The following is a 10,737-nucleotide window of genomic DNA, read 5'->3' on the forward strand; positions in this document are numbered from 1 at the left end:
AAACGGCCCACTTGATCGCTTGTACGGGACTGGCACAGAACGTGCTGCTGTCCTTGATCCGCACCGGATGAGCATGATGTTTGTCTGGTTTAAGGACCCCGTACAAGAACAATAAAAGGATGATTCATGCAAAATCACCGACCTGTCACAGAAGAACCAGAACTCAAGCGCAGCCTTTCCAATCGCCATATACAGCTGATCGCCATTGGCGGTGCCATCGGTACGGGGCTGTTCATGGGCTCGGGCAAGACCATCAGCCTGGCAGGCCCTTCGATCATTTTTGTCTACATGATCATTGGTTTTATGCTGTTTTTCGTGATGCGCGCCATGGGCGAGCTGCTGTTATCCAACCTCAAGTACAAGTCCTTTATCGATTTCGCGGCCGACCTGCTGGGTCCCATGGCCGGTTACTTTACCGGGTGGACCTACTGGTTTTGCTGGATCGTGACCGGCATCGCCGATGTGATTGCCATCTCCGGTTATACCCACTTCTGGTTCCCTGATATCCCGCTGTGGCTCCCGGCAATCGGTTGCGTGGCGCTGTTGCTGTCGCTGAACCTGATCACGGTGAAAATGTTCGGCGAGCTGGAGTTCTGGTTTGCCATGATCAAGATCGTGGCCATTTGCGCGCTGGTCTGTACAGGGCTCTATATGGTGACCACCGCTTTCCAGTCCCCGACCGGCAACTCGGCATCGCTGACCAACCTGTGGAATGACGGCGGGATGTTTCCCCACGGGGTGATGGGCTTCTTCGCTGGTTTCCAGATTGCAGTCTTTGCCTTTGTCGGCATTGAGCTGGTGGGCACTACCGCCGCAGAAACCAAAAACCCGGAACGTAACCTGCCACGGGCGATCAACTCGATTCCGTTGCGCATCATCATGTTCTACGTGTTCGCGCTGATTGCGATCCTGGCCGTTACCCCGTGGCGCGATGTGGTGGCTGACAAGAGCCCCTTCGTTGAGCTCTTCATGCTCGCAGGCTTGCCCGCCGCCGCTGGCATCATCAACTTTGTGGTGCTGACCTCTGCGGCGTCTTCGGCCAACAGCGGCGTGTTCTCAACCAGCCGCATGCTGTTCGGATTGGCGATGGATGGTGACGCTCCGAGCAAGTTCAAGAACCTGTCCCGGCGCGCAGTGCCCTCCAATGGCCTGATCTTCTCCTGTATCTGTCTGCTGGCGGGGGCGCTGGTGATTTACGTAGTGCCGAACCTGATGGAGGCATTCACCCTGATCACCACGGTCTCGGCGACCTTGTTCATGTTTGTCTGGACCATGATCCTGCTGTCCTACCTGGCGTATCGCAAGAAACGCGATCACCTGCACCGTGCCTCGAAATACAAAATGCCTGGTGGCAAGTTCATGGTCTGGGTCTGCCTGACCTTCTTCGTGTTTATCCTTGTATTGCTGGCCCTGGAAACCGATACCCGTCAGGCGTTGTACCTGGTGCCGGTCTGGTTTGTGCTGTTGGCCGTGGGGTATCGCTTGGTGCGCCGCAACAAACTGGAGGTGGCGAACCTGGCCTGTGAGGCAGATTAATCCGCTTTCGATGTAAATCCTCACTGCGCTGATGCGTTTCCAAGGCAGGAAGTTTTGGTCAATCTCATCTGCGTATTGAGGGTCCCAGAAATGTCAGTTGCTATCAGTCTTGTCGAACAACAGCCCCAGGCGCTTTACGAGTTTGAAGAGTCAGCGCTGCTGGCCCGTCAGAGCCGTCAGGAGTCCAATGCCCGCAGTTACCCTCGACGCATTCCACTGGCCCTGAAGCGGGCCAGGGGTCTGTATGTCGAAGACGTCGAAGGCCGCCGTTTTATCGACTGCCTGGCGGGTGCCGGGACCCTTGCGCTGGGGCACAACCACCCGGTGGTCATTGCCGCCATTCAACAGGTGCTGGCCGATGAGTTGCCGCTGCATACCCTCGACCTGACCACCCCGGTCAAAGACCAGTTTGTCCAGGACCTGTTCGGTCTGCTGCCGCCAGCCTTGGCCTGTGAAGCGAAAATCCAGTTTTGCGGCCCCACCGGCACCGATGCGGTAGAAGCCGCCTTGAAACTGGTGCGCACCGCCACTGGGCGCAATACCGTGATCTCGTTTTCGGGCGCTTATCACGGCATGAGCCAGGGCGCGCTGAGCCTGATGGGCAGCTTGGGGCCGAAAAAGCCCTTGGCTGCCTTGCTCGGCAACGGCGTGCAGTTCATGCCGTACCCCTACGATTACCGTTGCCCGTTCGGGTTGGGCGGCAAGGCGGGGGTGCAGGCCAATTTGCACTATCTGGAAAACCTCTTCGCCGACCCCGAAGCCGGGGTGCAGTTACCGGCTGCGGTGATTGTTGAAGTGGTGCAGGGCGAGGGCGGCGTGATTCCGGCCGACCTTGACTGGTTGCGCGGTTTGCGGCGCATCACCGAACAGGCTGGTGTGGCGCTGATCGTCGATGAAATCCAGAGCGGCTTTGCCCGCACCGGCAAGATGTTTGCCTTTGAGCATGCTGGCATTGTTCCCGATGTCGTGGTGTTGTCCAAAGCCATCGGCGGCAGCTTGCCGCTGGCCGTCGTGGTGTACCGCGAATGGCTCGACACCTGGTTGCCGGGTGCCCATGCCGGGACCTTCCGTGGCAACCAGATGGCGATGGCCGCAGGCTCGGCGGTGATGCGCTACCTGCAGGAGCACAACGTTGCTGCTCACGCGACGGCCATGGGTGAGCGCCTGAGCGAACACCTGCACATCCTGCAGCGTGACTTCGCGCAGTTGGGCGATATTCGCGGGCGCGGGCTGATGCTGGGTGTGGAACTGGTTGACCCGGCTGGCAAGCTTGATGCGCAGGGCCATCCACCGGCCTTTGGGCGCCTGGCGCCATTGGTGCAACGCGAATGCCTAAAGCGCGGGTTGATTCTGGAGCTGGGCGGACGTCAGGGCGCCGTGGTGCGCTTCTTGCCTCCGTTGATCATCACCGCCGCTGAAATCGATCAAGTGGCGGCCATTTTCGGCAATGCCATGGCGGCAGCCATCACCCGTTTGTAATTCCGGGCCGCGACCAATCGTTTGTTTCTTGTATTCCTTAACTGCACGGAGACCCGGACATGAGTTCAGTATTTGACCGCGATGACATCCTCTTCCAAGTGGTGGTTAACCACGAAGACCAATATTCGATCTGGCCCGATTACAAGGCCATTCCCGAAGGTTGGCGCGCCGTGGGCAAAAGTGGCCTCAAGCCTGAATGCCTGGCCTATATCGAAGAAGTCTGGACCGATATGCGGCCCTTGAGCCTGCGTCAGAAAATGGATGCAGTAACGACGCACTGACAATCACAGAGAAAAAAGCCAACACTCGGTTGGCTTTTTGTGGTTCTCATAAAGACCGATATTACCCTTGGCTCTTGTTCAGAACCTTGACGATAGCGTCGATATTGCCCTGCAATTCAGCCACCGGATCGGCGCCTTCAGCACCGATCACCACCAGTTCACTGCCACCTTCGGCAATCGCTGCCTTCACTGGCGCAGCCGGTTCACGATGGTCCAGCACCAGGGCCACGTCATTGTCCTTGAGGGTTTGGGTCAGTGCTTGCAGTGACTCGGGCGTCCAGCGCTCATCACCTTTGTGATCCACCTCGACCCGTTCCAGATTCAACCCGCCAATCAGATAATCCAGCCGGTCCGACAAGCTGACCACACTCAAGTTGTCAGCCTTGGCCAACTGCGCTTCGCTGTCAGCACTGAGTTTGAGCAGGCGCTGTTTGAGGGTCGCCAGATTGGTTTCGATTGTGCCCTTGGCTTGCGGCGCCAGGCGTACCAGATCGGCGGCGATTACATCTGCCATGCGCCCCATATTGTTACTGGTCAGCCAGGGCTGGCTGTTCAGGCCATCGATGTGCGCGCCTGGCTGCACGGCAATCCCCGGCAGGCTGCCGTCCACGGGGCGCGCCGCGTCCACTTCAACAATGCGGATATTGCTGCGCCGCGCCATCGGGTACAGCGGGTCGTCACTCCAGACCGAGCGCAGACCAATCACCGCGTCTGCGTTTGTGGCCAGCTTATGCAGGGCCGGGGCGCCGCGGCCACTGAAGTAGGCGCTTTGCCGACTGCCGGGCAGGTTGGCGGCTGCTGCGCGCTCCAGAGTCACGTTGCTGTCCTTGAGCAGTAACTCGCCCAGCCCGTAAGTGATCGGCAGGCTGGCGAGGATGCGTACCGGTTGCGTTGCTGAATCGGCGGCCAGTACTGAAGTGCCGAGCAGCCCGGTGATGGCCAGGGTTAGCGAGAGTTTGCGCAGAGTGAACATTTATCCAATATTCCCTTTCAGGCTGGGGACTACGCCCCGGGCGATGGCGGCAAGAGCGAAGGCGATACCGGCCATCAGAATGATTGCGGCGCCGGACGGAATCGGCAGGTCAAACACAATGGGCAGCAGGATGCCGCACAAGGTGCTGACTGTTGCGATCAACACCGAAATCCAGAAAAAGCCCTTCAGTGACTGGCTGAGCAAGCGTGCCGCCGCTGCTGGAATCACCAGCAGCGCGCCGACCAGAATTGCACCGATGACCTTGACTGCCGCCACGGTGATCAGCGTAACCAGAATTACAAACAGGTAATCCAGTGACTTCACCGCAACCCCGCGGACCGCGGCCAGTTGTGGATTGAAACTGGCCAGCATGATGCGGTTGTACAGCGGCAAACTGAGGCCCAGTACCAGCGCACCGACCACCGCCAGCACCAGCAAGTCGTTGCCGTTGACCGTCAACACCGAGCCGAACAGTACGTTTTCGAGGATATGCACGTTGATCTTGCCCGCCAGAATCAGCAGCAGGCTGGCACCCAGGGCCAATGACACCGACAGAAAAACCCCGATTAACGTATCCGGTGCCAGCCCGGTACGGTTGCGCAGGTAATTGAGCGAGATCCCGAACAGCAAGCAATAGCCGAAGAGGCTGCCATAAGGCCCGGTGTAGGGTTCACCCAGCAGGATGCCGATAGCTACGCCAGTCAGTGCGGCGTGGCCCACGGCTTCAGAGAAAAACGCAAAACGCTTGACCACCACCAGCGTGCCCAACCCGCCCAGCACCGGGCCAATCAGCAGCCCTGCGAGCAGGGCATTGACCACAAAACCGTAAGCCAGCACTTCGGGCAAATAGCCCGCAGAAGCCCAGCCCTGAACCATCAAACGGAACGCTTCGTAACTCATTAAAGGGCGCTCCCGTGAGCCTTGGGATGGGTTGAGAACAGCGTCAGCAAACGCTCGGGACTCAGGGTCTGCTCAGGCGGGCCGTCGAACAGTACCTGACGGTTGAGCCCGGTAACGCGTTCGGCCAACCGCTTGACGGCTGCCAGGTCGTGCTCGATCCAGACCACAGTGACCCCGGCCTGGCTCCAGTCGGTCAGCAAGCGTTCGAATACCCGCGCCCCGGCCTCGTCCAGCGCCGACATGGGCTCATCCAGCACCAGCAATTGCGGTGCCGGGATCAAACCCTGAGCCAGCAGCACACGCTGGCGTTCGCCACCGGACAGTGCGCCCATGCGGCGCTTGCGTTTGTCCTGCATGCCAACCCGCTCCAGCGCTTCGCCGATGGCCGGGGCCACCTTGCGCGACAGGCCCATAAAGGCAGGGCGGCGCTGACACATGGCGGCCATAAAATCATCCACGGTCATCGGCAGCCCGCGATCGAATTCCAGCGCTTGCGGCACATAGCCGATCAGCCCAGGTTCGCCGGGCCAGTTCAGGCACAGTCGACCCTGATGGGGCATTTGCCCCAGCAGCGTCTTGATCAGCGAGCTTTTACCGCCGCCATTAGGCCCGACCAGCGCATGCACGCTGCCGGGGCGGATGCTGAAGCTGACGTGATCCAGAATGGGCGTGCGGCCCAGGGTCAGCGAAACCTGATCAAACTCTACGCCGGGGCCGCAGACCTTTACTGACAATCGTTCAGCAGCAGTCATGCGCCGGCCTCCTGAATTGCCCTGACCACGGTATTGAGGTTGCCGGTCATTTCTTTTTCGTACTTGTCGGCGCTGTAGTCGCCATAGGAAATATGTGACAGCGGGTACAGCTTGACCCCGGACTCGCGCTGGATGGTCTCGACATAAGTGGAAGGGAAGTCCATCTCGGAGAAGATCACCTTCACGTCCAGTTCGCGCAGTTGGTCGATGGTTTTTTTCAGCTGGCTGGGGCTCGGTTCGATGCCGTGGGCCGGTTCAACCACTGCGGTGACTTCCAGGCCGAATTCACGCAGCAGGTAGTCGTAAGCTGCGTGTACCGTGGCTACGCGCAGGTCGGCGTTGGGTGCCTGGGTCAACTTGGCCAAGGCATCGGCGCGCATTTGGCGCAAGCGCTTGCCGTAGGCGCGGGCATTGGCGGTGTAGGTCTTGGCGTTGGCCGGGTCCAGCTTGCCCAGTTCGCGGGCAATGTTGTTGACCTGAGCAATCGAGGCGCTGATCGACAGAAAGGTGTGCGGGTTGACCACCTTGCCCGCGCCACGTGCCGCGTTGCCGGTGGCAGCCAGCAGCGGAACATTGCGGTTGGCCTCAATCACCGGGATATCCGGCTTTTCGCTGGCCTCGATCATGCGGTCGGCAAAGTCATCATGGCCGACGCCATTGAGCACGATCACATCCAGAGTGCCGATGCGCTTGATGTCCTCGGCGCGTGGCTCATAGGCGTGGGGGTTGAAGCCTGCAGGAATCAGCGGCACCACTTCGGCCTTGTCGCCGACAATATTGGCCACGTAGCTGTAGTAAGGGTGCAAGGTGATACCGATGCGCAACGGCTTGGCCAGCGGTGTCGGGGTGTCGGCATGCACCAGTGGTGACAGGCAAGCGGCAAACAGGGCGGCCAGCAACAAGGTGCGGCGACGCACAACAGATGAAATCGACATGGCGAGCAGTCTTCTCTCAGGTCAAGCGGTGGGTTCAGTGCCGATGCTGACGAGTCACTCCAGCATCGAATTGCGCGATCACTTGCTGCCAGCCACTCTGGTTCAGGGCCGCATCGCTCAGATCAACGGGTGGGCTGACGGCATGTTGGCGGTTGAGCCAGATGTCCGGTTGATCCGCGATACGCATCAAAAACGAGCCCGCCACTTCGGGGTTAGGGCTCACTCCCAGATACGCCTGCTGGCCCAGCAACTGCCAGGCATGGTTGCCACGGCTGACTGAGCTGGCATCGCTGGCGAAGGGTGCGAAGCCTTCTTCGGCCAGTTGTGCTGGTTGGGGCAGGGTGCTGGACTCTTCGCGCAGCAACTGGATCTCGTCCAGGGTGACCCGCAAGTCGGCGTAGATGCCTTGCTCGGCCGCGGTCAGGTCGCGTCGCGCATCCAGTTGATGGGTGGCCACCGAGGTCACTTCCTGGGATTCATGACGCCAGGCCACCACGGAACCGGCCACCGTCAGAATCAGCAGGCACAACAGCAACACATACAGGGTTTCATGCCCGGCCCCGGCCGGGCGCACGACTTGAGTACTCATGGGGCCTCGATATCGGCTTGGTCAATCTCTACGATATGACCGGGGCCTGCGTCGAACAGCACATAAAACTCAGAATCCGGGCGTTTGAAGGTCATGGTCGAGTCCGCTCCCAGCTTGCCGGGCACCAGGATGGTTTCGTCGTAGCCGATGACGTCCAGGGTCACCCCTGGTGCGCCGCTGCCATCGGAAAACCCGCCGGTGCAACGGATTTGCCCGTCTTCGACAGCCTTGCACTCACACATCGGGTTGTGGGCTAGTGCCTGACCGCAAAAACCGATCAATGCAAACAGTCCTGCCGCCAAGGCAGGTTGTTTAAACAGGCGCGAACTCATGGCTTGCCTCCTTGTTTGGTCAGCCAGGCCACGGTTGTCGGTGATGCCTGACTCAGGGGAATGGATGCCTGATGCATGGAACCGTCCCACCCTTCAAGGGTGATCCACAGTTCTGCGTCGGCCTTGGTGCGCTCAGGAATTGGCAGGGTGGCGCCCATGCGGTACGGCGTGCCGAAAAAAATCACCCCGGCGGCGCGCAGACTGCGCGGCTTGCCGATACGCAGATAGGCGGCCTTGACCTGATCGATACAGGTGTCGCACAGGGCCGCGTTAAAGCTCTTCATGTACCCGGCCGGGCCGTCGGGGCGTGGGGCCTCGTTGCGCAACTCGGCCAGTTGCAGGCTCCAGGGGCCGACCTGCACGGTGCCGATGTCTCGCTCGCCCAAGCCGCTGTCACCACGAAACAGCGAAGCATCGGCAAAGTACTTGGGCATAAAGCCCAGCGGCACCAGCAATAGCAGGATGTTTATGTGAAAGCGCCATTTGTGCCACAGCCTGCTCAGGCTGGACGCTGGCTGTGCAGCCACTGCCTTGCTCATACATTGACCTCTTCGGGCTGTGGGCTATGCGCCGTAACGGTCTGGGTTTTTGGCGCACGCTTGGGTTTTTCACTGCGTTTGAGGGCGTTGGCGGTGGCCAGGGCGGTGCGCTTGGTCCAGATCAGCAAGCCGCTCAAGACCATCATGCTCAGGATCAAACCGAAGAAGAACCAGATCAGCTTGACCCACAATCCGCCAAAATCACCGGTGTGCAGCGGGCGCATCGACTCGGTGACCAACTCCAGCCCGGAGCGGTCGGCGATCATCCGCGAGCCTTCAATTGCGCCGTTGTAGGGGTTGATCTCGGCGGTCTGGAACAACAACGGATACCAGCCGGGACCGCCGACTTCGATATGGCCGTAGGCATTGCTTGGCAGGCTGACAAAGCTCGCTTCCAGCCCCGGGATGTTTTCGGCTGCAATCTTGACTGCCTGATCGAGGCTGATCTGCGGCGCGGGTTTGCCGTCCGGCATGATCGGCACATCCTGGCGCGCCACAACGGGCGGGTTACCTGCGGTTGAAATGGAAATCTGGTTATCGAACATAAAGGCCTGAATCAGGAACCACAGGCCGGTGATAGAAATTACCGCGATAAACCAGATCGACCAGATGCCGCACAGACGATGGAAATCGCCCCAGAAAATCCGCGCACCGTGCTTGAAGCGCAGGTTGGGTTTGAAAAAACCTTTCCAGAACTTCTTGTAGACCACCAATCCGGTAACCAGCGATGCCAGCAAAGGCAAGCCGAGGAATGACACCAGATACCAGCCCCAACTGTAGCCATTGGTAAAGGGCACCAGCCACCAGCCGTGCAGGGCGCGGGTAAAGGCCTTGAAGTCGAAGCTTGGGCTTTCACCCTGAATTGCCCCGGTGTAAGGGTTGATATACAGCGCTGGCGAGCGGCCGTCCGGGTACACCACATCGGCTACCAGGGCAAAATGCGACTCGTCCGGACGGCTGATCGACTGCACGGCCAGTGTCGGTTCGGCCTTGTGAATGGCACTGAGCACTTGCTCATAAGTCAGCAGTGGCGCGTCATCCGACGGCTGAGTGGCACGAGCCTCGGGGGTGGCCAGCCACACAATCTCCTGGCTGACCACCGCCAAGGTACCGGTCACACAGACAATCAACACAAAGAACCAGATAGGCAGCGTCAACCAGCTGTGCACCAGAAACCAGAGTTTAGAACGGGACTTTTTGGACATGGGGAACGGCAAACTCGCGGCTGGGCGGGTGTCTAATCGCCATTGAGAAGCGATTGCTTATCCATGTAGGACGAATGAGACGTTCAAAACCCGAAGCCAGAGTTGTAAAAAAATGTTTCGCACCCCGTATGCCTGCAGCCGTTGATGCAGGAACGAGGCTGCGTTCACCCCAACGACTGCCCCAGTTTCCAGTACCCCATAAAGGTCAGCCCCTTGCGGTCCATGCCGCACTCATTGACGAAAAACCTTCTTATCGCCATCACAGCCGTCGATTCCCCGGCCACCCAGGCATAAAAGTCGTTGTGTTTGGCGCTCGCCCGTTCCCATAGGCGCTGGTTGTCCAGGTCAAGTTCTTGCAGCGCCGCGCAGCCTTGAGCTTGTCTGCGCCGGGGCGGCAGGCTGGCCAGTTCGCGGGCGGCGAGGAGCATGCCGTCGCCGTGTTGTTTGCCCAGACTGGCGCGGGGTAGCCAGTGGACTTTGGCGTTAAGGCCGCAGACCAAAGGCAGGCAGTCAGACTCTTCGGGTACTTCGACAAAGGCTTGTACCTGGGGCGGGTCGGGGTGATGTGCAAGTTGTTCAAGGATCCCGGCAATCGCCGGGAGGGCGGTTTCGTCGCCGATCAACAGCACTGTGCGCACGCCCTGAGGTGGTTGCCATTCATAACCACCGGGGTCCTCTTGGCAGGCGCCGTTGGGAGCGATGATTTGCAGTTGATCGCCGATCTCGGCTTGCAGCGCCCAGCGCGAGGCGGGGCCGGTTTCGCCGTGCAGGACAAAGTCGATGTCCAGCTCGGCCGATTCCACGCGCAGGTCGCGAATGGTGTAAGTGCGCATGGGTGGGGTCTGTTCGGAACCAAGGTCGCGTATGTGTGCTCGCCAGTCGCCCTGCTTGGGCAGGTTGGGAGCGATACCGTCGACGCTCGGGAAGAAAAGTTTGACCCGCTGGTCCGGTGCCAGGGTGCGCATAAGTGCCACATCGCTGCCGCTGAACACAAAACGCATCAGCGACGGACTCAAGGCAATTCGATGCTTGAGCTGGATATCGAACACCTGGTAAGCGGTGGGTTTATTGAGTCGATTACGCAGGTTTTGTACCAGAGAGGTGACGGCGGACATAACAGCACCTTAGTGAACAGGAGTCGTTTATATAACGACTAGTCGGAGCCTGAATTTAACGGCGACTTGTAGCCGCTGAGGCGCGCAGGTGAACCAAGCGG

12 protein-coding genes are annotated in these 10,737 nt (G+C 59.7%); 3 read left to right on the forward strand and 9 right to left on the reverse strand.

Annotated features, from left to right (window positions below):
* Window positions 1-126: 126 nt before the first annotated feature.
* From cycA to N7D90_RS08495, 3 genes are all read left to right on the forward strand, one after another.
* Complete coding sequence (cycA, locus tag N7D90_RS08485; RefSeq protein WP_261741737.1) at window positions 127-1,536, forward strand: D-serine/D-alanine/glycine transporter; 1,410 nt, start codon at window positions 127-129, stop codon at window positions 1,534-1,536.
* A 90-nt stretch (window positions 1,537-1,626) separates the two neighbouring features.
* Window positions 1,627-3,015, forward strand: coding sequence for an aspartate aminotransferase family protein (locus N7D90_RS08490; RefSeq protein WP_261741738.1), 1,389 nt, complete (start codon window positions 1,627-1,629; stop codon window positions 3,013-3,015).
* 59 nt (window positions 3,016-3,074) lie between these two features.
* Entirely contained in the window at window positions 3,075-3,296 is a 222-nt protein-coding gene (locus tag N7D90_RS08495; RefSeq protein ID WP_261741739.1) for an MbtH family protein, read from the forward strand.
* A 61-nt stretch (window positions 3,297-3,357) separates the two neighbouring features.
* On the opposite strand, the gene N7D90_RS08500 is transcribed toward N7D90_RS08495, so the two are convergent.
* From N7D90_RS08500 to N7D90_RS08540, 9 genes are all read right to left on the reverse strand, one after another.
* Entirely contained in the window at window positions 3,358-4,269 is a 912-nt protein-coding gene (locus N7D90_RS08500; RefSeq protein ID WP_261741740.1) for a metal ABC transporter solute-binding protein, Zn/Mn family, read from the reverse strand.
* On the reverse strand, window positions 4,270-5,169 hold the full coding sequence (locus N7D90_RS08505; RefSeq protein WP_086796244.1) for a metal ABC transporter permease: 900 nt from the start codon (window positions 5,167-5,169) through the stop codon (window positions 4,270-4,272).
* The gene (locus N7D90_RS08510; protein WP_261741741.1) at window positions 5,169-5,921 is read right to left on the reverse strand and encodes a metal ABC transporter ATP-binding protein; all 753 of its coding nucleotides are present in this window, start codon (window positions 5,919-5,921) and stop codon (window positions 5,169-5,171) included. Before N7D90_RS08510 ends, N7D90_RS08505 begins: the two co-directional genes overlap by 1 nt.
* Window positions 5,918-6,856, reverse strand: coding sequence for a metal ABC transporter substrate-binding protein (locus N7D90_RS08515; RefSeq protein WP_261741742.1), 939 nt, complete (start codon window positions 6,854-6,856; stop codon window positions 5,918-5,920). The genes N7D90_RS08510 and N7D90_RS08515 overlap by 4 nt, the downstream gene beginning before the upstream one ends.
* A gap of 34 nt (window positions 6,857-6,890) precedes the next feature.
* Complete coding sequence (locus tag N7D90_RS08520; protein WP_261741743.1) at window positions 6,891-7,445, reverse strand: DUF6162 family protein; 555 nt, start codon at window positions 7,443-7,445, stop codon at window positions 6,891-6,893.
* A complete protein-coding gene (locus tag N7D90_RS08525; RefSeq protein ID WP_261741744.1) occupies window positions 7,442-7,777 on the reverse strand; it encodes a hypothetical protein in 336 nt (111 codons plus the stop codon). The genes N7D90_RS08520 and N7D90_RS08525 overlap by 4 nt, the downstream gene beginning before the upstream one ends.
* On the reverse strand, window positions 7,774-8,316 hold the full coding sequence (locus N7D90_RS08530; RefSeq protein WP_261741745.1) for a thiamine pyrophosphate-binding protein: 543 nt from the start codon (window positions 8,314-8,316) through the stop codon (window positions 7,774-7,776). Before N7D90_RS08530 ends, N7D90_RS08525 begins: the two co-directional genes overlap by 4 nt.
* On the reverse strand, window positions 8,313-9,521 hold the full coding sequence (locus N7D90_RS08535) for a PepSY-associated TM helix domain-containing protein (protein WP_261741746.1): 1,209 nt from the start codon (window positions 9,519-9,521) through the stop codon (window positions 8,313-8,315). Before N7D90_RS08535 ends, N7D90_RS08530 begins: the two co-directional genes overlap by 4 nt.
* A 164-nt stretch (window positions 9,522-9,685) precedes the next feature.
* Window positions 9,686-10,636 carry a siderophore-interacting protein gene (locus N7D90_RS08540; protein ID WP_261741747.1) on the reverse strand — a complete coding sequence of 317 codons (951 nt, stop codon included), beginning with the start codon at window positions 10,634-10,636 and terminating at the stop codon, window positions 9,686-9,688.
* Window positions 10,637-10,737: the final 101 nt, after the last annotated feature.

It is taken from the genome of Pseudomonas fragi (assembly GCF_025426255.1).
Taxonomy (GTDB): Bacteria; Pseudomonadota; Gammaproteobacteria; order Pseudomonadales; family Pseudomonadaceae; genus Aquipseudomonas; species Aquipseudomonas kulmbachensis.

Coding starts and splice junctions, on each gene's coding strand:
- N7D90_RS08500 (WP_261741740.1), bottom strand. CDS start 4,269: ATGTTCACTCTGCGCAAACTCTCGCTAACCCTGGCCATCACCGGGCTG.
- N7D90_RS08515 (WP_261741742.1), bottom strand. CDS start 6,856: ATGTCGATTTCATCTGTTGTGCGTCGCCGCACCTTGTTGCTGGCCGCC.
- N7D90_RS08495 (WP_261741739.1), top strand. CDS start 3,075: ATGAGTTCAGTATTTGACCGCGATGACATCCTCTTCCAAGTGGTGGTT.
- N7D90_RS08510 (WP_261741741.1), bottom strand. CDS start 5,921: ATGACTGCTGCTGAACGATTGTCAGTAAAGGTCTGCGGCCCCGGCGTA.
- N7D90_RS08525 (WP_261741744.1), bottom strand. CDS start 7,777: ATGAGTTCGCGCCTGTTTAAACAACCTGCCTTGGCGGCAGGACTGTTT.
- N7D90_RS08490 (WP_261741738.1), top strand. CDS start 1,627: ATGTCAGTTGCTATCAGTCTTGTCGAACAACAGCCCCAGGCGCTTTAC.
- N7D90_RS08535 (WP_261741746.1), bottom strand. CDS start 9,521: ATGTCCAAAAAGTCCCGTTCTAAACTCTGGTTTCTGGTGCACAGCTGG.
- N7D90_RS08540 (WP_261741747.1), bottom strand. CDS start 10,636: ATGTCCGCCGTCACCTCTCTGGTACAAAACCTGCGTAATCGACTCAAT.
- N7D90_RS08520 (WP_261741743.1), bottom strand. CDS start 7,445: ATGAGTACTCAAGTCGTGCGCCCGGCCGGGGCCGGGCATGAAACCCTG.
- cycA (WP_261741737.1), top strand. CDS start 127: ATGCAAAATCACCGACCTGTCACAGAAGAACCAGAACTCAAGCGCAGC.
- N7D90_RS08530 (WP_261741745.1), bottom strand. CDS start 8,316: ATGAGCAAGGCAGTGGCTGCACAGCCAGCGTCCAGCCTGAGCAGGCTG.
- N7D90_RS08505 (WP_086796244.1), bottom strand. CDS start 5,169: ATGAGTTACGAAGCGTTCCGTTTGATGGTTCAGGGCTGGGCTTCTGCG.